Below are 24089 nucleotides of genomic sequence, written 5' to 3'. Positions count from 1 at the left end.
AAGGGAGCTGACCGGTATCTGTCAGTAATATGAAATAATATCCTTGGACAGTAACCGGTCAGTCCAGTTGCTTTTCCTATTTTTCAGCAGATTTTCACTGCTGCTTCATGTTACCTATTATCAGTAACTGTTTCGTTCACTATTTTGCTATAAAATAACCAGCTCTAGAGCCTGTATGAACAGCTCCGATCAGCCATTGTTCTCAGCAAAGATATCCTGAAGCTCTTCCAGGTTCTCGTTAATCGCTTCTTCCATGGTCTCCTCACCAGCCCATACGCTGGAGAATACAGAATCAAGTGTGGCGTTGAACTCTTCAGTTCCGTTTACATAATACCAGGAGGTAGATTGTGCGTTGTTCATAGCATAATCCACAACTGCGCTCTTGTACATGTCTTTATCCGGATAGTTCGGGTTGCTGATCCATTTATCTGTTTTCTCAGGATCTGTGTACCAGGAATCCAGGATCGGCATCCATGTTCCAGCCTCGATCAGGGACCAGGAATTCTCTTCCTGATAATACCATTTCAGCCATTCCATAGCTTCTTCCGGGTGCTCTGTTGTGGAGAATACCACGTTTGGTCCACCAGTACAGATAGTAACTTTTTCTTTCATGTAAGGCAGAACACCTACACCGTAATCAAAATCAGCGCTTGGTCCAAGGAAGGTGCCGACGTTCCATGCACCGTCTGTTGCCATAACCACCTTTTTGCTTCCAAGGGAGGATTCCAGAGCATTAGCAGCACTTGTTACAGGAGGTGCGCAGTGGTAAACGTCTGACAGATCTGCGATTCTCTGAAGTGCTTCTACCGTTTCCGGAGAGTCAATGGTGCATTCAGAGCCATCTTCGCTGTAATATCCGCCGCCATTGGATTTTGCCCATACTTCCAGCTGCCATGGCAGTGTGTTAATGGTACATCCGTAAATATCTACATTGTCCGGATCAAAATCAGGATCCAAAGCATTCTTTCCATTGATATCCAGAGTCAGCTTCTGTGCTGTCTGGACAAAAGTATCCCAATCCCATGCATCCTCAGCATCTGCCGGAGGAGTCACCTCTGAAGGATCAATTCCCTGCTTCTCACAAACCTCTTTCAGAAGATCGTTGTTGTACCAAAGGTTCAGAACTTCGTTTGCTGCAGAATATGCAACTGGTGTGCCGTCGTAACGGAATGTCAGACAATCCAGAGGTTTGGCATCGCCTTCACCATACATAGAGCTGATGTCTGCAAGAAGTCCGTTCTCTGCAAATTTCAGCACGCCGGCCTCACTCATAATACCGGTATCCGGAAGCTCACCAGCTGTAGCCATGGCATTCAGCTTGGTAACGTAGGTATCGTGATCGATCTTCACTACTTCTACTTCGATCTTGTCCTGTTCGCTGTTGAACTTATCAGCAACTGCCTGTGTAGCTGCTGTCTCAGTTTCATTTCCCCACTGTGCATATGTGATCTTTACTCTGTCACCATCTGCTGCAAAAACCGGAACTGCTGCTCCAACCATCATTGTACCTGCAAGTAAAATCCCCAATAACTGTTTTTTCTTCATACTACTTCTCCTTTTCTTAATCTTATTATAACGGCTTTGCCTGGCCGCTGTAAACATTTACTGTTTTAAAGTTAATCTGTAATACTGTCATATCCGCAGCTTGTGCCATACAAGCATTTCCCCCTGTCCCCGGTTGTTCCACATACAATACGGAACGGCCCGCAGAGAAACTTCTTCTTTTTCCAGCTCTACACTTCCGTACAACTGATTTTCGCCGTCTGCACCTTTGTTTCTTACACGTATTCCTTTATAGGAAAGAGTTGGAACATTTCCTACCAGTTCTTCTGCGGGAGCGTTTTCTTCTATCGAAGTGTTCTCTTCTACAAAAATCTCTGAAAGGAATCTGCCGTTTTCTTTTTCCTCCAGGCAATACACCAGCGGACCTTTCATCAGGGCTGTTTTTCCTGCATCTGCCCTCACCTGGTCATTGGCTCCCATCCATCTGGGAACCACATGGAAATCAATACTGATCCGTGTGTCTCCCGGTGAAATGCAAAGCCTCTGATAGCCTTTGTCAGGCTGCGTTTTTATGGAAATTCCATTCTGCACACATTCCCATTTCTCACTGTACCAGGGAATGCGGATGTTCAGGATTCCTGGTCCGGACGACTGCACCTGGAGCTGAACCTTTCCATCCTGCAAAAGCGTGGAATCCATTTTTATCTTCATACGGCTCTCTTTGATTTCTGTATCTGCTGTAGAGGAGATAAACTGGTTAATATAAACCCCTTCCTCATCTTCTGCGTATATGTACTGTCCCAAAGAAGCAAGGGTTCTTCCCACATTTGGCGGGCAACAGGCAACTCCAAACCATTTCTGCCTTACCGGTTTCACATGCTCCATGTAAGTGTGCTCTGTGCAAAATTCCGGAACCACCTCAAGTGGGTTTACATAAAAGTACCGGTCTCCTGCAATATTGATTCCTGCAATCACAGTGTTATACAACGCTTTCTCTACATAGTCATAATAAGAAGCATCTCCTGTGATGGCTGCCATTCTCTGCCCGAACATCATCACACCGATAGATGCGCAGGTTTCAGAATAGTTGGTACTGTTTGGAAGATCGTAATCTGTAGTAAACCGCTCGCGGAAGCCGCTGCTTCCGATTCCTCCTGTAATGTACATCCGCCGTGTCGTCATGTTCTCCCAAATTCTGCTGCAAGCTTCCATAAGCCCTGAATCGGCATCTTCTCCGGCCAGATCAGCCATTGCGGAGCACATATACATTTCCCTTACTGCATGTCCAACTGCCTCATCCTGCTCTACAGGAGGCTTGTGAGCCTGGGAATATTCCAGATCGTACCTCTCGAACTCCGGAAAAAATTCCGGATGTCCTCTTCCCGCAATTTCTGCCTGCAAATAATTAGGATTCCTGCCCCTCTCCTGGATAAAATACCTGGCCTGCTGAAGATAAATCTTCTTTCCGGTCTCCCGGTAAAGCTTCACCAGGGCCAGTTCAATTTCCTGATGTCCCGGATAACCTCGTTTCTGGCCTTTTCCTGTACCAAACACCCTGCATATGAGATCTGCATTTTTCTTTGCAATATTAAGGATTTTCTCCTTACCTGTAGCCTGGTAATAAGCAACAGCAGCTTCGATCATATGTCCGGCTGTGTACAATTCGTGGCCCTCCACCAGATTGGTCCACTTCTTCGCAGGGGCATTTACGGAAAAATAAGTATTCAGATATCCATCTGGTTCCTGTGCTTTCCCTATCAGATCAATAACCTGATCTGCCAGCTCTTCCAGATGCTCCCCACGGCCACCTGCTATGGTGTAGGCAACCGCTTCCAGCCATTTGTAAAGATCTGTGTCCTGGAAAACAACTCCTTTTCTCTCTCCCTTTTCTTCACCTGCGGCAATACGGAAATTATGGATACAATAGGTAGGCTCTGAATCTTCCAGCTGGTCATTGAGAATTTTCCACTGATGGGGAATGATCTTCTCGCTTACTTTATTCACATATTCCCCAAACAGACTGTCTGTGATCCGGATTCTCTTCAGATCCAACTGTTTCAAGTGTTTTTTCATATTTGCACCTGCCTTTGCCGATTTTAATTAATCGTTTAATCTTCTTTGTAAAAAATAAAAAACCGGATTAATTCCATGTTTTTCTTTTAGTTTACTGGTTTCTCGTTAATCGTTTTACTTATCTTTAAACTGATAGTAGCACGTCAAATGGATTTTGTAAATACTATTTATTTTTTTCAGCTTTTTTTATAGATTATATACTTGATTTTTATGGATTATCACTATATTTTTCGTCTAATTAAACGTTTTTCTATATTATTTTCTCTCTATAATACATTTTATGACATACAACCTTTCAAATAACGTACAAGTTTATTTTGTTACTGTTCGCTCCGTTCGCAGTAACGCGCTTTGCGAAGCACAGAAAGACGAACCTTCTTGTGACAAGCACAAGAAGTAGCGTTTGCTGCGCAAACTTAATTCTCGGGTTTTCTGTGAACTTTGTTCACAAAAAACGCCTCGCGGAACGTTACCAGTGAACAGTGACTTTATTTTTCAAACATTCTCTGGTTCTGTCAGACAATTTCTGCTATAATGTAAGTAATTATGATACCAGTGTCAACAGGTCAAAAAGCTGTTCGTGCTTGCACAATAAGGCTTTTGAACTTGGATGAGAAAGCAGCGATTTACGCAGTAAATCAGCGGATTTCGAATATTTGAAGGATTGCGGGAGCAGCGCAGCTGCGTAGCAATCCGGGTATCAAATGAGTGCCAAAAGACCTTTTGACACTCATTTCATTAATTATAGTTTCTTTCAATGATGTGAATGTCAAAATATCTTTTGCCCTGGCATCTTTCAATAATGTTATTGAAAAATTAGCCAGCAACTTATTTTCAGGAGGTACGAATGAAATTAAATTCAAAATGTATGGCCTGTCAGATACGCAAACAGGAAGCAAAAATTCGTCATTTTAACGACGAAGACAGAAAAAAACAATATATGGAAGCAATCCGCCAGCGTTTTGAACATCCAAAGGATGACGACTGCGTTCCAAGCATCTCCACAGAACTGAAGAAATTCTACTGTTCCTTCTGGGGCGTTCCTATGGAAGATTTCACCCGGATCAACAAAGAATATGACCAGCTTATGCTGGATTTGGAAGCTGAGCTTCGTTCCACTATCCGTTATTCAGAAGATCCCTTAAAAGCCGCACTTATTTATGCCCGCACCGGCAACTATATCGACTTTGCGGCGCTTCCGGAAGTCAGCAAGGAAACTGCACTTTCTCTTATTAAAAGTGAAAACAAGGATGATCTTGACGAACAGGAATATCGTCAATTCTGCCAGGATATGAAAAAGGCAGAGAATGTTGTATATATTACCGATAACTGCGGTGAGATCGTTCTGGACAAAATTGCCATCCAGATTCTGAAAAAGATATTTCCAAATATACGGATCACAGCATTAGTACGCGGACTGCCCGCTGGAAATGACGCAACCATGGAGGACGCTGAATTTTGCGGTCTTACTGATGTTGTGCCTGTACTTGGAAACGGAAACGACGTAGGCGGTACCTGGCTTCACGGGATCAGTACCCACGCCAGAGAACTTCTATATAATGCTGACGTGATCATTGCCAAAGGTCAGGGAAATTACGAGACTCTGCATGGCTGCGGACTGAACATCTACTACCTGTTTTTGTGCAAATGCGACTGGTTTCAACAGCTTTTTCATGCAAAATTACTACAAGGAATGTTCATAAATGAGAAGCGGGCGCCAAAGGCTACTGCTTTTTCGTCAGATTGACAAGAAACTGTTTAAAAGTTTGTACGATTCTGCCCTAGCCCTTTTGGGTGGTTTTCGCTATACTAACATCAGATGAAAAAAGCATCGAAACAATTTTGATTATAATAATTAATTGAGAAATTTGGAGGAAAAATCATGGCAAGCTTATCATTACAGCACATTAACAAAACTTACCCGAATGGTTTCCAGGCAGTTAAAGATTTCAACCTTGAAATCGAAGACAAAGAGTTCATCATCTTCGTTGGACCATCCGGATGTGGAAAATCTACAACACTTCGTATGATCGCAGGTCTTGAGGAGATCAGCGGTGGTACATTAAAGATCGGTGACAAGGTTATGAACGATGTAGAGCCGAAAGACCGTGATATCGCAATGGTTTTCCAGAACTACGCTCTGTATCCTCATATGACAGTATATGATAACATGGCATTTGGTCTGAAACTTCGTAAAGTTCCGAAAGATCAGATTGACAAAGCTGTTAGAGAAGCAGCCAGAATCCTTGACCTTGAGAAACTTCTTGATCGTAAACCGAAGGCTCTTTCCGGTGGACAGAGACAGCGTGTTGCTATGGGACGTGCTATCGTTCGTAATCCTAAGGTATTCCTTATGGATGAGCCTCTTTCCAACCTGGATGCTAAGCTTCGTGTTCAGATGCGTATTGAGATTTCCAAGATCCATCAGAGACTGGGCGCAACAATCATCTATGTAACACATGACCAGACAGAGGCTATGACCCTTGGTACCAGAATCGTTGTTATGAAAGATGGTGTTGTTCAGCAGGTTGATACACCACAGCACCTTTATGAGCAGCCAGGCAACCTGTTCGTTGCAGGATTCATGGGATCCCCGCAGATGAACTTCCTTGACGCTCAGATTGCTGAAAAAGGCGGCGACCTTATTGCTAAAGTTGGTGAGTATGACATCGTTATCCCGGCAGCGAAAGCGAAAGTGCTGAAAGACGGCGGTTATGTTGGCAAGACAGTTGTTCTTGGTATCCGTCCAGAGGATATTCATGATTCCCAGATGTTCATCGAAGCTTCTCCAAGCGTTCCAATGACATCTACCGTTAAAGTTTATGAGCTTCTTGGTGCTGAAGTATTCCTGTACTTCGATGTAAACGGAACTCAGGTTACAGCACGAGTTGATCCTCGTACAAACTCCAAGACAGGCGATACAATCAAATTCGCATTCGATATGGAGAAATCTCACTTCTTTGATAAAGAGACAGAGCTTACTATCTGCAACTAATATTTAGAAGAATGAATTTAGTTAGGCCTCAGGGGTTTTCCCCTGAGGCTTTTTTTGTTATACTAGTATTATATGATACCAGTGTCCCAAGTTCAAAAATCTTTATCGTGCAAGCCCGATAAGGCGTTTGAACTTGGGACACGCCAAATATAAAAAAGCCGCGATTTACGCAGTAAATCAGCGGATTTCGAATTTTTGGCACTCATTTCATTATACTATTTTCCCACAAAGGAGCAAACCTATGAAATTACTTCAGATTCTCCAGAAATGTCTGGAAGACTGGAAGAATATCAGTCATCTGGATTTTTGCCTTGTAAATTTAGATAACACCATTTATATCAGCACCTGCGATAGAGCCCTTCCTTCCGAAGAGAAACTGGAAGAATTTAAGGAAGATGAGGTGCTGTGTATTTCCAATATGAACTGCCGGCTGTATAAAGTGACAGAGAGTCACCAGCTTCAATATGTCCTGATCGTATGGGGAAATGCGGAGGCCGCTTCCACTATCGGGGAACTGGCAGTCTGCCAGATTGAGAGCCTGCTTACCGCTTACATGGAAAAGAGCGACAAAAACGTATTTATGCAGAATCTTCTCCTTGGCTCCTACTCTGAGGTAGACGCTTTTAACCGTGCGAAAAAGCTTCATATCACAACCACTGTACGGCGTGCTGTTTTCCTGGTGGAGACCAAACAGAGCAAGGACGAAAATGCCCTGGCTACCATCCGTAATATTTTTGCAGCTAAGACAAGAGATTTTATTACTGCTATAGACGATTCCGGAATTATTATTCTCCGTGAACTCCAGCCTTCTGAGGATTATTCCGATCTGGATGATATTGCCCATATGCTGGTGGACATGCTGAATACAGAGGCCATGACTTCTGCCTGGGTTTCCTACAGCAATATTGCAGATGACCTGAAGCAGCTCCCGGATGCTTACAAGGAAGCACGTACTGCCTTAGAAGTGGGCAAGATTTTCTATACTGGCAAGAATGTGTTTGGATATAACCGTCTTGGAATCGGTCGCCTGATCTATCAGCTGCCGGTGGAGATCTGCGAGATGTTTATCGATGAGTTTTTCAAAGAAGAAACTCTGGATTCTATTGATGACGAAACACTCGCTACCATCCGCACCTTCTTCGAAAACAACCTAAATCTTTCCGAAACCTCCAGACAGCTTTACGTACACCGAAATACACTGGTGTACCGCTTCGAAAAGCTGCAGAAAAAATTCGGGCTGGATATCCGAACCTTTGAGGATGCGTTAACGTTTAAGTTAGCGATGATGGTGGTGAATTATATTAAGTATAAGAAAGCAGAATAAAATTCCCCCTCTTAAACAATATATTTTTAACTTAACAATTTCTCTTTTAGTGGCTTTTTCAATTTGCCGACTCTGTTCTTCTGTCAGCTGCTGATTCCTATTCAAAGTAACTGTCTTGATCAAAGTAAATGCTACTTTCTTGAAAGACTGTCCATAGAGCAGAAAGGAGATTCTGGGAAACCTGAAATTGCTCTATGGTCAGATTTATTTTCTTTATTATACATGTTAAAGTGGACTTTAAATAACACGTTTATTGTAAAGTGTAAAAATAAATTCCTGATTATGTGGCATTTTTTACTTATATCCTTCTTCATCCTTCGCCCACTCAAACGTACACTTCACAGCCTTCTTCCACCCTTTCAGCTTCTTCTTACGCTCCTCTTCTGTCATCTGTGGGGTGAACTGACGGCCGATCTGCCAATTGCTTTTTACTTCGGAGGCGTCTTTCCAGAAACCGGTGGCGAGCCCTGCAAGATAAGAGGCGCCAAGGGCGGTGGTTTCGATGCAGCTAGGGCGGACTACCTGAGTGTCGAGAAGGTCAGCCTGGAACTGCATGAGGAAGTTATTAGCGCTGGCGCCGCCGTCTACGCGGAGGGCGCTGAGATCAATGCCAGAATCCTTCTCCATGGCTTCCAGAACGTCGTGTACCTGATAGGCCAGGGACTCTACCGTGGCACGCACCAGATGAGCTTTTCCTGCGCCTCTGGTAAGACCAAGGATAGCACCTCTTGCATACTGATCCCAGTATGGTGCACCGAGACCTGTGAACGCGGGAACCACGTATACACCGTTTGTGTCCGGCACTGACAGACAATATTTCTCAGAATCCGGGGAACTCTCCAGAATTCCCACTTCGTCTCTCAGCCACTGAATAGCAGCACCTGCCACGAAAACACTTCCCTCCAGGGCATATCCCGGTGTTCCGTCTGCTTTCACTGCAATGGTGGTAAGAAGTCCATTCTTGGATTCTACCGCCTTATCTCCTGTATGCATAAGCATAAAGCAGCCGGTACCATATGTATTCTTTACATCACCTGACTCAAAGCAGCACTGTCCAAAAAGAGCTGCCTGCTGGTCTCCTGCCGCCCCGGCAATTGGGATTCTGCCCCCGATCAGGTTCTCATTGGTATAACCATAAATACAACTGCTTGGCTTCACTTCCGGCAGCATGCACTCTGGGATATCCAGGTATTCCAGAATCTCTTTATCCCATTTTCTCTCATGGATGTCAAAAAGCATGGTTCTGGAAGCGTTGGTGTAATCCGTCACATGAACTTTCCCTTTTGTCAATTTCCAAATCAGCCAGGTATCTACTGTTCCAAAGAGAAGTTCCCCATTCTTCGCACGCTCTCTGGCACCTTCTACATGATCCAGGATCCATTTCAGTTTCGTTCCGGAAAAATAGGCGTCCGGAATCAGACCGGTTTTCTTTCGAACCAACTCTGACATGCCGTCTTTTTCCATCTTCTCAATCATATCAGCTGTTCTGCGACACTGCCATACAATTGCCGGATAAACCGGCTCTCCTGTCTTCTTATCCCACACAATCGTAGTCTCTCGCTGATTCGTGATTCCGATAGCGTGAATATCCTCTGCATCTACACTGATCTTACTCATGGCTTCTGTAGCCACTGAAATCTGGGAGGACCAGATTTCCTTCGGATCATGTTCCACCCAGCCTGGCTTCGGGTAATACTGTTTGTACTCTTTCTGTGCTACGCTGCACATATTTCCCTTTTTATCAAATAAAATACATCTGGAACTGGTAGTTCCCTGGTCCAATGCCATTATATATTTTCCCATAGTACACCTCGTTTACTTTGCTTGAATTATTTATATTATAGCCTATTTTCACATACAAGAAAATACCTTAACTTGCTATTTAGTGGGTTGAAAAGTTCTTTAGGAGGGACGCATTTGGACAATGTGTATTACTCACTCGCCGGCGCAACGCTCCGATGAACTAATCGCTAACTGCGACTAATGCGTTCGGGAGAGCCCTCACGCATAAGTCTTCGTAAGCGTTGGATTTCACCTTCGCTAGGAACGCGCCTGAAATGGCTCGCTGGAGTAATACACATTGCCCAAATGCTGTGTACTGGGGACTTGCTGGTTGGTAAGAACTTTTAACGAAGGGGGGAGGGTGAGTGACTGGTTTCCCTATACTTTCTTGACAACGATAGATTAGAAAAAACAATAAAGTTGCGGGATACCAACTACTTCACCCCACCCCCGTTGTTGTCGTTACTGTTTCTTTCTTCCCTTTCCAGTAACCAGCGATTTTGCAATGTATATTCGCAAGCCGCGCATTTCAGGAGCGGTTTTAGTGGAGGCGAGATCCATGACTTACGGAGACTTAGGCGCGAAGGCTTTCCTGAGCGTCTTAGTCGTAGTTAGTCATTAGCTTGCCGGAACGTTGCGACGCGCGGCGGTGAATATACATTGTGAAATTGCGTACGGGATAACGACCAACCAATTAAATAGCAAAAGAGCGAATTTCCAAGACCTCCCGCCTCTGGAAATTCGCTCTCTATAGTCACTCTGATTTAAACATTAGCAGTCTTTCTGCCGCAGCACTGTTTGTACTTCTTACCGCTTCCGCAAGGACACGGATCATTCGGATAAACCTTAATTTCTTTTCTCTGAACCGGCTTACGAACACTGGAATCATCCTTGTTGGTACCAGTAACCTTAGCCACCTGCTCACGCTCGATTTTCTGCTCCACATGAACATGATACAGCATTCTGACGGTGTCCTCCTGAATGGAAGTGATCATGCTGTTAAACATATCAAATGCGGCCATCTTGTACTCAACAACCGGATCTCTCTGTCCATAAGCAGTCAAACCGATACCCTGGCGGAGAATCTCCATGTCATCAATGTGATCCATCCACTTGCTGTCAATGCTCTTCAGAAGGATAACGCGCTCAAGCTCACGCAGCTGCTCTGGCTCCGGGAATTCGGACTCCTTCGCCTCGTAAAGCTTCACAGCCTCCTCCTTGATCAGATGCTTCATCTCATTCTTTTTCTTACCCTTAACCTTCTCAGCTGTAAGCGGCTCGATTGGGATGATCTGACGGAGAACACTGTTGAACTCATTCAGATCCCACTCTTCAGAATCTACATCCTCAGAGAAACACATATCTACTGCATTATCTACAATATCTGTAATCATCTTGTAGATGGCATCGCGCATGTTCTCGCCATCCAGCACCTGGCGGCGCTCTTTGTAGATGATCTCACGCTGCTCATTGTTAACCTGGTCGTAATCAAGAAGATTCTTACGAATACCGAAGTTGTTAAACTCGATTTTCTCCTGTGCCTTCTCGATGGCGTTGGAAAGCATCTTATGCTCAATCTGCTCATTCTCAGCTACACCAAGAGATGTGAACACCTTCATCAGACGCTCAGATCCGAACAGACGCATCAGATCGTCCTCAAGAGAAATATAGAAACGGGATTCTCCTGGATCTCCCTGACGTCCGGAACGTCCACGCAGCTGGTTATCAATACGTCTGGACTCATGACGCTCTGTACCGATAATCTTCAGACCGCCGGCTGCTCTTGATACATCGTCAAGCTTAATATCCGTACCACGACCTGCCATATTGGTTGCGATGGTAACGGCACCGGCCTGACCAGCCTGTGCTACGATCTCAGCCTCAAGCTCATGGAACTTGGCATTCAATACATTGTGCGGAATCCCTTCTCTCTTCAGCATACGGCTGATGAGCTCAGAAGTCTCAATGGTAATAGTACCAACCAGTACAGGCTGCTGCTTCTCATGAGCTTCCTTTACAGACTGGACAACTGCATTGAATTTCTCTTTCTTTGTCATATATACGGCATCGTCTAAATCCTTACGCTGAACCGGCTTATTGGTCGGGATCTCAACAACGTCCATAGCATAGATATCACGGAACTCTTTCTCCTCAGTAAGGGCAGTACCGGTCATACCGCCTTTCTTATCGTATTTGTTAAAGAAGTTCTGGAAGGTGATGGTTGCAAGGGTTTTGCTCTCGCGTTTTACCTTAACATGCTCTTTCGCCTCGATTGCCTGGTGGAGACCATCCGAATAACGACGGCCCGGCATGATACGTCCGGTAAACTCATCAACAATCATAACCTCGTCATCTTTTACAACGTAATCCTGGTCACGGTGCATCAGATTATGAGCACGAAGTGCAAGGATGATATTGTGCTGGATCTCAAGGTTCTCCGGATCTGCAAGATTCTCAATACTGAAGAATTTCTCAACCTTCTTCACACCCTGCTCGGTAAGGTTGACAATCTTATCCTTCTCATTTACAACAAAGTCACCGGTCTCGATAACTTCCTCACCCATGATAGCTGCCATCTTAGTCATCTCATGGCTGGCTTCTCCACGCTCCAGCTGCTGTGCAAGGATATCACAAACCTCATACAGCTTGGTGGATTTACCGCTCTGACCGGAAATGATCAGAGGTGTACGTGCCTCATCAATCAAAATGGAGTCGACCTCGTCGATGATACAGTAGTGAAGGTCACGCTGTACCAGCTGCTCCTTGTAGATAACCATGTTATCACGAAGATAGTCAAATCCAAGTTCGTTATTAGTAACATAAGTAATATCACAGTTATATGCCTCGCGGCGTTCTTCCGGCTTCATGTCGTTCAGAACTACGCCAACAGTCAGCCCAAGGAATCTATGAACCTGTCCCATCTCATCAGCATCACGTTTCGCCAGGTAATCATTGACTGTGACAACATGAACACCTTTGCCTTCCAGGGCATTCAGATAGGATGGCAATGTAGCCACAAGGGTCTTACCTTCACCAGTCTTCATCTCGGCGATACGGCCCTGATGAAGTACGATTCCACCGATAAGCTGTACTTCGAAATGCTCCATTCCAAGTACTCGCTTGGCTGCCTCACGAACGGTAGCAAATGCCTCTGGTAAAAGATCATCCAGGGTAGCTCCCTCATCCAGGCGTTTCTTAAACTCTCTTGTCTTACTGCGAAGTTCTTCGTCGGTTAATTTCTGCATTTCGGGACGCAGATCCTCGATTTTCTTAACGAGGGGCATGATACGCTTAACCTCTCGCTGGCTGCGGGTTCCGAAAACTTTTGAAAACATGTTCATTTAGCTTTTATACTCCTGTCTATCTTTTTAGATGCTATATTGTGTAATATAACTGATTTCATTTCATTTAAAATTATTTATTTTGTTTAACATACCAGTCTATTTTAACACTTTTTGTCATGGAAAACAATAAATATTTGATGAACAAAATATGTCTCCCATATGATATATTAAAGTAAAATGAATTTATACCCCAAATCAGCCTCAAATTATTTTATGTTTTAGGAGAATTTTTATATGATTTATCTTTTTCAGAAACTGGACTTAATTTCAAACGAATTGCTTCACCAGATGATTTTCTCATTGCCTGTTGCACGCAGGGAATATGTTCAACATTTTAAATTGCCGGAAGACCAGAAGCGTTCTGCCCTGGCCTGGCTGCTTTTGCGTTATGGACTTAAACAGGAATATGGTTTCCGGGAAATCCCGGATTTCCAGAAAACCTCTTCTGGGAAACCATTTTTCCGTGGGGAAAATATGCCGTTTTTTAATCTCAGCCACAGCGGAAATTTCGTAGGCTGTGCCTTGCATGACAGGGAAATTGGTCTGGATATCCAGAAGCTCACCGAGCCCCGGGAATCTCTTATCCGAAGAGTCTGCACTCAGGAGGAGCTTATTTCCCTAAAGTCCCCCCAGGATTTCTGCCGGATCTGGGCTATGAAGGAAAGCGCCGTCAAACTTACCGGAGAAGGGATCACCGGAAATTTCCGGGAGATTCTCACTCTGCATCCGAATATGCACACCCATACCATCCCATTAGAAAATGGAACCGGATTTCTGGCCTACAGTATTTATGACGAAAGCAAGCTCCCTGTCCGCGTACTATCCACCAGGGAGCTTGCTGAAGAATTACTTTAAAATTCAAATTTTTATCACTTTTTCATCAGGGAACGGATCATCCAGAAATCTGGTCACATGATACTGATCCGTTTCTGCCAGATGAAGCGACAGCAGTGCCAGACCAATTCCAGCTGCTCCGTCAAAGCAAAAAAACAAGGGCATGTGAAAAAACTTTCGTTTTTTCACATGCCCTTCCTATTCACCTGTTTTATTTTTCAAACAGATATATCTCTATTAATCCTCCGGCTCGATCAGTCCGTAGGTATTCCCCTTACGCTTGTAAACTACATTCACCTGATCAGTCTCTGCATTGCAGAATACGAAGAAATTATGTCCAAGAAGTTCCATCTGGACACATGCATCTTCTGGATACATAGGCTTGATATCGAATTTCTTGGTACGAATGATCTTAACCTCTTCGTCCTCTTCATAATCCTTGTCCAGATATGCTTTCTGGAAGTTGGCAGCTGACTGCTGCTTATCTACGATCTTGTTCTTGTATTTCCTGAGCTGACGTTCAATTACTTCCTCTACAAGGTCGATTGATACATACATATCGTTGCTGACCTGCTCGGAACGGATGATGTTGCCCTTAACCGGGATCGTCACCTCGATTTTCTGTCTTTCTTTTTCTACACTAAGAGTTACGACAACTTCAGTGTCAGGAGTGAAATACCTTTCCAGTTTACCGAGCTTATCCTCTACTGCTGTACGAAGCCCGTCTGTCACTGTGATGTTCTTTCCGCTGATAATGAATTTCATGCTTCCATCCCCTTTGCTGTTTGATGGGTATATTATAACACATTACTCTAAAAATTAACATCATTTTCTGAAAAAATTACGAATTTTTTCACATTTATAAATTACCTATCAATTTTTCAAATGGTATGGTGCCACCGAACAGATCCAGGGCACTTCCTACCGTCACATCCACTTTTCCGCCTGCTGCCATTTTGAGGTTCTGGATATCCTCCATGCTGCCAACGCCGCCAGCGTAAGTGACTGGGTGCCCATTGTATTCACCAAGCAACTTTGCCAGGGAAACTTCTATACCTTTTGCCTTGCCCTCCACATCCACTGCATGGATGAGAAATTCATCGCAATAGGCACCCAGCTTTTCCATCAGTTTCAGAGTTACCTCCTCCTCTGTAAATTTCTGCCAGCGGTCTGTGACTACATAGTATGCATCCTCTTTTTTACGACAGCTGAGATCAAGGACAAGGTGTTCTTTTCCGGCTGCATCTACCATCTTCTCCAGATTTTTCCAGGAAATATGGCCATCACGGAACACATAGGAGGTGACGATCACATGACTGGCTCCAGCAGCAAGATAATCTGCCGCATTGTCCGGGTTTACACCGCCTCCGATCTGAAGACCGCCTGGATACGCGCCCAGGGCCAGCATGGCCTGGGCTTTTGTAGCCTGGAAGTATTCAGAATCCGCACTGTTCAGAAGGATAATATGTCCTCCTTTCAGGCCTTTTTCTTTATACAAGGAAGCATAAAAAGCTGCATCCTGCTCTGACACAAAATTCTCCTGTGCCTGGTTTCCCGCATCCTTCAGGCTTCCTCCTACGATCTGCTTTACCTTTCCATTATGTATATCTATGCATGGACGAAATTTCATGATGATCCTCCTTTTCTTGCATTGCAATTAAGTTGTAGCTATCCTGTATTTTGCTCACAAATTTATTGAAATCATATCACAAAAAGGCGTTGAATGAAACACCTCTCTTCATTCAACACCTTTTCATTTTACCTCTATTTTTTTATTATCTTCCATTCGCTGCATTATCCACAGCATCTCCAACATCTTCTACAGCGTTGCCCACACCTTCACCAACATCACGGACACCATCAGCTACTCCATCACCTAATTCTTCCACACCTTCTCCGAGAGCACCGGAAACGGAATTGTTATTGTCTGTCACATTATCACCGGGAACATCTGCATCTCCGGCAGTGCCTGCATCATCTGGTACTGCGGTATCAGCAGTTCCAGCTCCGTCTGCACCATTATTTACGCTGTCGCCCGCGTCATCCACCATGTTTTCATCCTCTGCAGTTCCATTCTCCACGTTATCCTTATCAATGGCGTCCTCATTTGCATTATTTTGAACCTCATCCGCTGCATTGTTATTGTCATTTCCACAGGCTGTAAGCATACATAATGTAAATACCAGCAAAGTACCTATGAGCATTCGTTTCATTTTTTTCATCTCATCTGTCTCCTTTTCTTATTTTCAGCTGAAAACACGTTACTGTCCACTTTCGCGAAAATGACCGTTCCGCCTGGCGGAACTCAGCCTGCGAACAGTAAACATTGCTGTATGCTCCTAATATGTACAGATGAGAAAGAAACTATTCTGGAAGAAATTTACATTTTAAAAATCCATCAATCCGGACATTTCCATTCTTCACTTATCACTGTTATTTCCGCACGATCCTGCCGCTTTTGGAATTTCTCCACACGTCATGGGCTACCGCAATCTCTCCGCCCACCAGCACATAATCAAATCCTGTACAATACTGGTTTGGATTCTGGAAATCTGCATGAACGCTTAACTGGTCCAGATGAAATACATTGATATCTGCGGGCATTCCTTTTTCCAGGGTACCCAGAGGGAGACCCAGCACCTGCGCCGGTTTTGCTGTCATCTTATATACAGCATCTTCTATGGAAAAAATCTTTTTATCACGCACGTAAGCAGTAAGAAGCTTCGGAAAAGCCCCGTAAACTCTGGGATGATATTTGCCCCCTGCGGGATAGATCGCATCTGAGATCAGATTTGCCCGGCTGTCTTTCAAAAAATACAGCATGTCCTCCTCTGAGGCAATGGTATCCAGCATGGTAACCTGGCAGCGCTCTTCCAGGAGAATGTCATACAGGGTATCATAAGGATCCTGTCCAAACTGCTCTGCGATCTTCGCAATAGACTGTCCTGCAAAGCTGCCGAATTTCTCCGTATGTAAAGTGCTGGCATAGATCATATCAAAGCCAGCCAGCTCCACAATGTTCTCAAAAATATCGGAAGGCTGCTTCAGCACCTTCGTAATCTCCTTCCTGCAAAACGGATCTGCCAGCCTTGCGCAGATTGCATCGGTACCGCCCTCCTGAAACTGTGGGGGAAGAAGATGTACCAGCTGGGTGGAACCAGTCAGATAGGGATACAGGTCAAAATCCACCTTCACGCCCCGCTCTGCCGCCTGGTCAAACAGCTTCAAGATTTTCACCGGAGTCCCGCCCCAGTTTTTCCGCCCGATACACTTCATATGGCTTACATGCAAGGGAATCTGCAGCTCTTCCGCCACGGAAATCACTTCCTGCAGAGCCAGCAGGATTCCATCTCCTTCATTTCGGATATGGGTGGTAATGGGAATGTCCGTCCCCTTCAAGGGCTGCAGTGCTTCCACAAGCCCATCTCTGTCATATTCAAATTCCGGGGCATAGGCAATTCCAAGGCTGATTCCAAGCGCTCCTGCTGACAGAGCTTCCTCCACAGCCTTCCACACCTGATGTAATTCTTCCTTGGAAAGCTTCCCGGAAGCATAGCCTTTTACACTGGCGCGGATGGTTCCATTTCCTGCAAGCATTCCAGTGTTGACGCTGCGCTTTTCTTTTCCAAGAGCCGACAAGTAGGCGGACATGGTTGACATAATTCTAAGAGCATCTATCTCGATTTCTTTCTCCGAAATTCCGCAAGACTCCTCTTTCTTTTTTGAGAAAAGTACACCTTCGGTATCATCTGTATTTTCATCTTTTCCCCAACGAAAATCCCCAGTCACACTGCTGAGAAATCTGGCAATCTCTTTCCCAAATTTCTCCCCAGCCGGAGCCACCGAAAGCCCACAGTTTCCATTCACCACCGTCGTCAGTCCCTGCCGGTTCAAAAGCTCATCATCCCCGTTTCCAAAGGCCTGCCAGTCTCCGTGTCTGTGAATGTCAAGGAAGCCGGGGGTTATATAACCACCGGCCGCATTCAGAACACGCTCTTTTGGAAAATCGGCTGGAATCTCCACATGAGTTCCCACTTCCGCAATTTTCCCATTTTCTATTACAAGATCTCCATGAAATGGCTTTTCCTTTTTCCCATTTACGATCCAGCCATCTTTGATTATGTAGTCCATCCCGAATTACCTTTCCTCAACTTTCCTGATAAACTGACGAATACGATCATTCTTCGGATGCTCAAAAAACTCTTCCGGAGGCGCATCCTCCACGATCACGCCATCTTCCATAAACAAAATCCGATCCGCTACTTCTCTGGCAAAATTCATCTCATGGGTGACGATAACCATGGATACTCCTTCTGCTGCTACTTTACGGATAACACTTAAAACCTCTCCAACCAGCTCTGGATCCAGTGCGCTTGTAGGCTCATCAAAAAGGATCACTTCCGGATTCATGGCCATTGCTCTTGCGATCGCAACCCTCTGCTGCTGGCCGCCGGAAAGATTCTTAGCCATTGCCTCTTCCCTGCCTTCCAGCCCAACCATTTTCAGCAAATCTTTTGCCTTTACAATTGCCTCCTGTTTGGGGACTTTTTTCACATGAACCGGTGCCTCGATCACATTCTGCAGCACACTCATATGGGTAAAAACGTTAAATCTCTGGAAAACCATTCCAATATGCTGCCGCAGCTCATGCAGTGCCTGACCGGAATTCACAGGTTTTCCCATATAATCGATTTCGCCGCTGTCGTAGGTTTCCAGCTGGTTGATACACCGGAGAATTGTGGATTTACCAGAACCGCTGGGACCAAGGATTGCAATCTTTTCCCCTTTATGTATGTCAAAACCGATTTCCTTCAGCACCTGAAGATCCCCAAAGCTTTTGCTGATATTTTTTACACTTAAAATAACATCTTCTGCCATTTATGCCATCCTCCTTTCCAAAACTCCTGCAATCTGGGTAAATATAGTTGTCAGGATCAGATATAATACCGCAACAGCTATGTACGGCTCAAAATAATGGAAAGAATTATAAGCGATCAAGGTTCCCTCTCTTGTCAGCTCTGTCAAAGTGATGGCGGACAAAATAGAAGTATTTTTGATGGTGGCAATAAACTGGTTTACAAGAGGAAGAATGCAGATCTTGGTTGCCTGTGGTGCCACAATTCGAAGCATTTCCAGATGCCAGGGCATTCCAAGTGCTTTGGCTGCTTCTCTCTGACCCGGGTCAATAGCATGGATACCGGAACGGACAATTTCTGCAATGTATGCGCCTGTATTTAAGGACATGGAAAGCACACCTGCTGTCATAGCGCTGAAAGTAATGCCCAGGTTTGGCAAACCGAAATAGATCAGAAATGCCTGCACCATCAGCGGGGTTCCTCTCCAGATCCAGATGTACATCTGTGCCAGTCTGGATACCACTTTTATGTGGCTGTCCCTCATCAACGCAAGAACAACACCCAGAATCGTACCAAAAATAAGTGTGAGAACCGATATTTCCATCGTCACTGCGCATCCCTGGAGCAGTGATGTCATTTTGTCAAATACAAGTGACCATTTCAATGTTACCATACTATTTCCCCTGTGGCCAGTAATTATAGCCGGTTTATCCTTTCTTCCTTACTCTTCCGGTATTACTGGTCACGGAGTGACCAGTAACGCGCTTTCTGCATAGAAACATATCTGTGTTTTATTGTAACTGTTCAGTCCTTGCACTATTATGCTTTATTCAGCGGTTTCCGTATCTTCTGCTGCAGCTGCTTCTTCTCCCTCGCCGGAAGCATCGATCCATTTTGTCCAGAGTGTATCATAAGTGCCGTCTGCATAATACTCGTCAATACATTCATTGATAAATGCAAGCAGATCATCTTTTCCCTTCTGTACGGCGATGGCGTTCTCTGCATGGGTAAATGGATCACACACGATCTTGGCACCTTCATATTCCTGGGAAAGAATCTTCTGGTTCAGAAGATCGTTTACCACAACATCCACACGGCCTGCCAAAAGGTCAGATACGCATCCTACTGTATCCTTGTACTGAACAATCTCATAGGAAACATCCGGATTCTCATCCAGGAAGCTCTGTGCTACGTTATAAGAAGTTGCCCCCTCTTTTACGGCAACCTTCAGACCATCGCAGTCAGCCAGACTCTTAACGGTATCTGCATACTCTGAATCTTTTTTCACGGCAAGGATCATACCACTGTCGCAGTAGGATTTGGACATATCCACAACCTCGCATCTTTCGTCTGTCTTATACATTGCTGCAATGGAAAAATCATACTCCCCATTCTGGATAGAAGGAACAATGGACTGGAATTCCATATCTGTCACTTCCATGTCAACTCCAAGCTTGTCTGCAATATACTGCGCCAGGTCAATATCAAAACCTACAATATTGTCGTCATCATCTCTGTATTCAAATGGTACATAAGTTCCGGTTGCGACGGTGATCACACCTTTCTCCTTAATTGCTTTAATATTTTCACCGTTTTCCCAGTCAACTGCTGCCGTGTCCTCTGTGTCTGTACTCTCTGCGTAAACCGGGGTAAAAGCTGTCATAATCATAGAAGCTGCTGTAAGAAGTGCCATTGCTTTTGCTGTTTTTCTCATAATAATTTCTCCTCTCTGACTCTCGCCGGTACAGATAGTCTTCTGTTATCGTTTCCAAAGTGGACAATAACAGCCTGCGCAGTTATGCTATCCCGATTTCCAGCTTTACTAACGCCAAAAGGACCGCCCTGTGGCAGCCCTTTCTGCATGGCAGAAATGCGATATTGCATTTCTCTCTTATGAAGTTTCGGTACATTATGGAAACAAGTGCAAAAATGCTTTATCAGCAAATACTCTGACCTGCCATACCATAAACGCAAAAAACGGAGCAAACTCTCTAAGTAGTTTGCTCCGTTGCAACTTATGATGGAATTATAGCAAACACATTGCTATCTGTAAATCCATAAATTCAACAATTATTTTGTATGCATTTTACAATTTTTGTATATTTCTGTTAACCTTCGATCACGTTGCTCATATCATATCTTCCAGCTGGTTTTCCGGCAAGATATTTCGCTGCTTCTACAGCACCCTTGCCAAATACAGCCTTAGAATATGCTGTGTGCTTAAATTCGATCACTTCATCCGGTCCGGCAAAAATCACTTCATGCTCGCCAACAATAGAGCCTCCGCGAACTGCGGAAATACCGATCTCCTTAGCGTCACGTTTCTCTCTTCTCTGGCTGCGGTCATATACGTAATGATACTGGTTGTCCATTGCCTCGTTCAGACTATCTGCAAGGGCAAGAGCTGTTCCGCTTGGTGCATCCACTTTCAGGTTATGGTGCTTCTCTACAATCTCCATGTCAAAACCAGCTGCTGCCAAAACCTTAGCTGCATCCTGAACCAGTTTCAAAAGAGTATTGATTCCAAGGGACATGTTGGCAGATTTCAGAACGGCGATCTTTTTTGCACTCTCTTCTACTCTTGCAAGCTGCTCTTCACTTAAACCTGTGGTGCAAAGAACTACCGGCATATTTTTCTTCTCGCAGTAGTCCATCAGCTTATTAAAAGCCTTCGGGGAGGAAAAATCGATAACAGCATCTGCTTCCACCTGGCAATCGTCAATGTTTGTGAATACCGGATAGCTGTTTTTCCCCTGGTCTGCAATGTCGATTCCTGCTACGATCTGGGCATTTGCATCCTTCTCAACAATATTGGAAATAACCTGTCCCATATGACCGTTACATCCGTGCATGATAATTCTAACCATTTTTATTTTTTCCTTTCTTACTGTAAATTAACGAGCTTGTAAAAATTATTTCAACAATCTACACACTCTTTTTTTCCCTGCTCACACATTATAAAGAAATCCCGTCAGCCAGCTGTCAGACAATATGCTGCCGCACACCAGAGCTGACAGGCTCTGTCCGGGATTTCAACATTATTTATGCAAGCTTAATTCCGTAATCAGCAAGAGCTTTTTTCAGTCTCTCCTCATTCTCCGGCTCCATCTCACAAAGAGGCATACGGGTCGGTCCCACTTTCCAGCCCATCAGGTTCAGGGCAGTCTTAACCGGAATCGGGTTTACCTCGCAGAACAGTGCATTGATAAGCGGAACAGCCTCAAGCTGAAGTCTGGCAGCACCAGCAAGGTCTCCCTCCATAAATTTCATAACCATGTCATGTGTATTCTTCGGAGCAACATTGGATAAAACAGAGATTACTCCAAGTCCGCCAAGGGAAAGGATCGGAAGTACCTGGTCATCATTTCCGGAATAAAGCTCGAGAGCTCCGTCAGCCATGGACATCATCTTGGCGATCTGGGAAAGATCTCCGCTTGCAGCCTTGATTCCCACAATATTCTTCACATTCTTCGCAAGTGCAACTGCTGTAGCAGGCTGGATATTGCAGCCTGTACGGCTTGGCACATTATACATGATGATCGGAGTTTCCGGTACAGAATTGGCAATCTCTGTATAATGACGAATAAGACCCTTCTGGCTTGCCTTGTTGTAATATGGAGTCACGATCAGAAGTGCATCAGCGCCATAAGAAGCTGCTTCCTGAGACATCATAACTGCAGTCTCTGTGCAATTAGAACCGGTACCTGCAATGACAGGAACCCTTCCAGCTACTTTGTCAATTGCAAATTTGATGGTCTGAAGATGTTCTCCATGTGTCAATGTAGAAGACTCGCCTGTAGTGCCACAGATAACGATTGCATCTGTGCTGTTCGCGATCTGATAGTCCAGAAGCTCTTCCAGTTTCTCATAATTTACCTTTCCGTCTTCATGCATCGGGGTTACAATTGCAACGGCTGCACCTTTGAAAATTGCCATATTATTTCCTCCTATTCATCCTTATCATGAGTTCTGCTCTCTTCCAAGAGTGGTAATGGTAGTCACACTGTCCACATAATCCAAAATGCCAGGGTCTACCCGATTCCCCGTAAGTATCAAATGCATGGACTCGTCCTTCTGTTTCAAAAGCCCGACAACCATATCAACAGTAGCAATATGCTTATCCAGAAGTCCCAGAATTTCATCCAGTACCAGGAAATCACATTCCTGTGTAGCAATCACTTTACGGGCAAAATTTAAACCATTGAGAATATTGCGCTCCTCTTCAGCCTGCTCTTCCTCATTCAACTGGTCGTAACAGCTCTCCATCTTTTCGAAGCGGAAGATCTTGATATCCAGCTGATCCAGTTCTTCCAGAAAGTCCAGCTCACGCCGTTCATTTCCTTTCAGGAACTGAATGATGATCACACTTTTGCCCTGAGAAGATGCCCGCAGTGCCTGACCAATTGCCAGTGTGGTCTTACCTCTGCCATTTCCGCAATATACTTCTGTTATTTCTTTTTCCATACTGATTCCTCTTATTGTTAAAAATAATGTTACCGTCTGCCATAGATCAATAACATTCCTCGCAATGCCGTCTCCGCAAATGATACCGTTCATTATATTCCAGATATCGCGCTTTGCAAATAAGAACCGCAAACTGCGCCATTTTTAATATGCTTATATTACCGCAAAACCAGCAGAAATGCAAGCAGAAGAAACTTGGAGAAAAATCGGGCTGGTTGCCTTCCATAAAGTAACTGGCAGACCATGGCGTATTTCCCGCCACTTCGGTTGGTTTACACATACTCCAGCTTGCTCACCGATACCTCATAAGCGATTCTCTTCTGTGTCTCATTTTCCCCGATGCGCTTCATGTATTCCCTGCTTTGGATCCTGCCCCAGATCAGTACATGACCGCCCACTTCAAAGGCTGAAGCATAGCGGGCATTTCGTCCCCAGCAAATACACGGTATGTAATCTGATTTTCCATAAGGTCGGTTCACTGCAAGAAGCAGATCGGCAATCTCTCTTCCCAGCGGTGTTTTCCGGTAAACAGGCGGCTTACAGATATATCCGTCCAGGAAAATCTGGTTTACCGGTGCCAGAGAATCCTCTTCTTCCAGAAATTTTAATTCCCGTGCAAATGCGGAAAGCACCAGCCGGTTGTGTTTTTCTTCATGACGGTTATAGGAACGGAACTGTCCGTGAATTTCCACATACTGTCCCACGTAATCCTGGGTAACGTCCACCAGCCTTTCAGATACCATCACCGGAATCCTGTCTTCAGAATCGCTAAGCCTCTTTACCAGAAGATCCATGGTATAAAATCCTTCTCCGTAAACCTGGTGGCTGAATGTGAAACCTGTAACGATTTTTCCCGTGATGGAAACCTGATTGTTTTCAATAATTTTATCTGCCATGTTGTAGTTCTCCTTCCT

The 24089-nt window shown here is 44.6% G+C and carries 20 protein-coding genes; 4 read left to right on the top strand and 16 right to left on the bottom strand.

Annotation, left to right across the window (positions count from 1 at the left end; genetic code table 11):
- Positions 1–189 precede the first annotated feature (189 nt).
- Together AB5706_RS13535 and AB5706_RS13530 are read right to left on the bottom strand one after the other, a co-directional pair.
- Complete coding sequence (locus tag AB5706_RS13535; RefSeq protein WP_173717466.1) at positions 190–1545, bottom strand: ABC transporter substrate-binding protein; 1356 nt, start codon at positions 1543–1545, stop codon at positions 190–192.
- Between the two features lie 87 nt (positions 1546–1632).
- Complete coding sequence (locus AB5706_RS13530; protein WP_118582633.1) at positions 1633–3576, bottom strand: glycoside hydrolase family 127 protein; 1944 nt, start codon at positions 3574–3576, stop codon at positions 1633–1635.
- Positions 3577–4423: 847 nt separating this feature from the next.
- Between AB5706_RS13530 and AB5706_RS13525 the strand changes: the two genes are divergently transcribed.
- The 3 genes from AB5706_RS13525 to AB5706_RS13515 all read left to right on the top strand — a co-directional run bounded on the left by AB5706_RS13525 (position 4424) and on the right by AB5706_RS13515 (position 7895).
- Entirely contained in the window at positions 4424–5323 is a 900-nt protein-coding gene (locus AB5706_RS13525; protein ID WP_173717465.1) for a damage-control phosphatase ARMT1 family protein, read from the top strand.
- Positions 5324–5458: 135 nt separating this feature from the next.
- Entirely contained in the window at positions 5459–6571 is a 1113-nt protein-coding gene (locus AB5706_RS13520; protein ID WP_118582627.1) for an ABC transporter ATP-binding protein, read from the top strand.
- A 241-nt stretch (positions 6572–6812) separates the two neighbouring features.
- Positions 6813–7895, top strand: coding sequence for a PucR family transcriptional regulator (locus tag AB5706_RS13515; protein WP_173735058.1), 1083 nt, complete (start codon positions 6813–6815; stop codon positions 7893–7895).
- A 294-nt stretch (positions 7896–8189) separates the two neighbouring features.
- Here the strand turns inward: AB5706_RS13515 and glpK are convergent, their stop codons facing one another.
- On the bottom strand, positions 8190–9698 hold the full coding sequence (gene glpK, locus AB5706_RS13510) for a glycerol kinase GlpK (RefSeq protein ID WP_173735057.1): 1509 nt from the start codon (positions 9696–9698) through the stop codon (positions 8190–8192).
- 743 nt (positions 9699–10441) lie between these two features.
- Positions 10442–13018, bottom strand: a complete 2577-nt coding sequence (gene secA / locus AB5706_RS13505) for a preprotein translocase subunit SecA (RefSeq protein ID WP_173717579.1) — start codon at positions 13016–13018, stop codon at positions 10442–10444.
- Between the two features lie 237 nt (positions 13019–13255).
- On the opposite strand from secA, the gene AB5706_RS13500 reads away from it, so the two are divergent.
- On the top strand, positions 13256–13876 hold the full coding sequence (locus tag AB5706_RS13500; protein WP_173717594.1) for a 4'-phosphopantetheinyl transferase family protein: 621 nt from the start codon (positions 13256–13258) through the stop codon (positions 13874–13876).
- A 3-nt stretch (positions 13877–13879) separates the two neighbouring features.
- Here the strand turns inward: AB5706_RS13500 and AB5706_RS13495 are convergent, their stop codons facing one another.
- The 12 genes from AB5706_RS13495 to AB5706_RS13440 form a co-directional block, all read right to left on the bottom strand.
- The gene (locus tag AB5706_RS13495) at positions 13880–14044 is read right to left on the bottom strand and encodes a hypothetical protein (RefSeq protein WP_173772082.1); all 165 of its coding nucleotides are present in this window, start codon (positions 14042–14044) and stop codon (positions 13880–13882) included.
- A 48-nt stretch (positions 14045–14092) separates the two neighbouring features.
- Complete coding sequence (gene hpf / locus AB5706_RS13490) at positions 14093–14620, bottom strand: ribosome hibernation-promoting factor, HPF/YfiA family (RefSeq protein ID WP_118582188.1); 528 nt, start codon at positions 14618–14620, stop codon at positions 14093–14095.
- A 94-nt stretch (positions 14621–14714) separates the two neighbouring features.
- On the bottom strand, positions 14715–15485 hold the full coding sequence (gene hisA / locus AB5706_RS13485) for a phosphoribosylformimino-5-aminoimidazole carboxamide ribotide isomerase (protein ID WP_173716860.1): 771 nt from the start codon (positions 15483–15485) through the stop codon (positions 14715–14717).
- A 145-nt stretch (positions 15486–15630) separates the two neighbouring features.
- Entirely contained in the window at positions 15631–16077 is a 447-nt protein-coding gene (locus tag AB5706_RS13480) for an LptM family lipoprotein (protein ID WP_118582182.1), read from the bottom strand.
- Between the two features lie 211 nt (positions 16078–16288).
- On the bottom strand, positions 16289–17986 hold the full coding sequence (locus tag AB5706_RS13475) for an N-acyl-D-amino-acid deacylase family protein (protein ID WP_173772084.1): 1698 nt from the start codon (positions 17984–17986) through the stop codon (positions 16289–16291).
- A gap of 6 nt (positions 17987–17992) precedes the next feature.
- Positions 17993–18733, bottom strand: coding sequence for an amino acid ABC transporter ATP-binding protein (locus AB5706_RS13470; protein WP_179962565.1), 741 nt, complete (start codon positions 18731–18733; stop codon positions 17993–17995).
- Complete coding sequence (locus AB5706_RS13465; RefSeq protein ID WP_173735278.1) at positions 18734–19384, bottom strand: amino acid ABC transporter permease; 651 nt, start codon at positions 19382–19384, stop codon at positions 18734–18736. It abuts the gene before it with no gap.
- A gap of 153 nt (positions 19385–19537) precedes the next feature.
- Positions 19538–20425, bottom strand: a complete 888-nt coding sequence (locus AB5706_RS13460) for an ABC transporter substrate-binding protein (RefSeq protein ID WP_173772086.1) — start codon at positions 20423–20425, stop codon at positions 19538–19540.
- 394 nt (positions 20426–20819) lie between these two features.
- Positions 20820–21578, bottom strand: a complete 759-nt coding sequence (gene dapB, locus AB5706_RS13455; protein WP_173772088.1) for a 4-hydroxy-tetrahydrodipicolinate reductase — start codon at positions 21576–21578, stop codon at positions 20820–20822.
- 175 nt (positions 21579–21753) lie between these two features.
- Positions 21754–22647 carry a 4-hydroxy-tetrahydrodipicolinate synthase gene (dapA, locus tag AB5706_RS13450; RefSeq protein ID WP_173772090.1) on the bottom strand — a complete coding sequence of 298 codons (894 nt, stop codon included), beginning with the start codon at positions 22645–22647 and terminating at the stop codon, positions 21754–21756.
- A 24-nt stretch (positions 22648–22671) separates the two neighbouring features.
- Positions 22672–23175 (bottom strand): cob(I)yrinic acid a,c-diamide adenosyltransferase, encoded by a 504-nt coding sequence (locus AB5706_RS13445; protein ID WP_173716858.1) that lies wholly within the window; start codon positions 23173–23175, stop codon positions 22672–22674.
- A 272-nt stretch (positions 23176–23447) separates the two neighbouring features.
- Complete coding sequence (locus AB5706_RS13440) at positions 23448–24071, bottom strand: single-stranded DNA-binding protein (protein WP_118582155.1); 624 nt, start codon at positions 24069–24071, stop codon at positions 23448–23450.
- Positions 24072–24089 lie beyond the last annotated feature (18 nt).

Source organism: Ruminococcus sp. RTP21484sp1_RTP21277st1_D2_RTP21277_210401 (assembly GCF_040924225.1).
GTDB classification, from domain to species: Bacteria; Bacillota; Clostridia; order Lachnospirales; family Lachnospiraceae; genus Blautia_A; species Blautia_A faecis.
Note: the sequence above shows the minus strand (reverse complement) of the source record. Positions and strands in the feature narration are given on the sequence as shown.

Coding starts and splice junctions, on each gene's coding strand:
- AB5706_RS13500 (WP_173717594.1), top strand. CDS start 13,256: ATGATTTATCTTTTTCAGAAACTGGACTTAATTTCAAACGAATTGCTT.
- AB5706_RS13465 (WP_173735278.1), bottom strand. CDS start 19,384: ATGGTAACATTGAAATGGTCACTTGTATTTGACAAAATGACATCACTG.
- AB5706_RS13460 (WP_173772086.1), bottom strand. CDS start 20,425: ATGAGAAAAACAGCAAAAGCAATGGCACTTCTTACAGCAGCTTCTATG.
- AB5706_RS13475 (WP_173772084.1), bottom strand. CDS start 17,986: ATGGACTACATAATCAAAGATGGCTGGATCGTAAATGGGAAAAAGGAA.
- dapA (WP_173772090.1), bottom strand. CDS start 22,647: ATGGCAATTTTCAAAGGTGCAGCCGTTGCAATTGTAACCCCGATGCAT.
- AB5706_RS13470 (WP_179962565.1), bottom strand. CDS start 18,733: ATGGCAGAAGATGTTATTTTAAGTGTAAAAAATATCAGCAAAAGCTTT.
- AB5706_RS13520 (WP_118582627.1), top strand. CDS start 5,459: ATGGCAAGCTTATCATTACAGCACATTAACAAAACTTACCCGAATGGT.
- AB5706_RS13530 (WP_118582633.1), bottom strand. CDS start 3,576: ATGAAAAAACACTTGAAACAGTTGGATCTGAAGAGAATCCGGATCACA.
- dapB (WP_173772088.1), bottom strand. CDS start 21,578: ATGGTTAGAATTATCATGCACGGATGTAACGGTCATATGGGACAGGTT.
- hpf (WP_118582188.1), bottom strand. CDS start 14,620: ATGAAATTCATTATCAGCGGAAAGAACATCACAGTGACAGACGGGCTT.
- AB5706_RS13535 (WP_173717466.1), bottom strand. CDS start 1,545: ATGAAGAAAAAACAGTTATTGGGGATTTTACTTGCAGGTACAATGATG.
- AB5706_RS13440 (WP_118582155.1), bottom strand. CDS start 24,071: ATGGCAGATAAAATTATTGAAAACAATCAGGTTTCCATCACGGGAAAA.
- glpK (WP_173735057.1), bottom strand. CDS start 9,698: ATGGGAAAATATATAATGGCATTGGACCAGGGAACTACCAGTTCCAGA.
- secA (WP_173717579.1), bottom strand. CDS start 13,018: ATGAACATGTTTTCAAAAGTTTTCGGAACCCGCAGCCAGCGAGAGGTT.
- AB5706_RS13525 (WP_173717465.1), top strand. CDS start 4,424: ATGAAATTAAATTCAAAATGTATGGCCTGTCAGATACGCAAACAGGAA.
- AB5706_RS13515 (WP_173735058.1), top strand. CDS start 6,813: ATGAAATTACTTCAGATTCTCCAGAAATGTCTGGAAGACTGGAAGAAT.
- AB5706_RS13445 (WP_173716858.1), bottom strand. CDS start 23,175: ATGGAAAAAGAAATAACAGAAGTATATTGCGGAAATGGCAGAGGTAAG.
- AB5706_RS13480 (WP_118582182.1), bottom strand. CDS start 16,077: ATGAAAAAAATGAAACGAATGCTCATAGGTACTTTGCTGGTATTTACA.
- hisA (WP_173716860.1), bottom strand. CDS start 15,485: ATGAAATTTCGTCCATGCATAGATATACATAATGGAAAGGTAAAGCAG.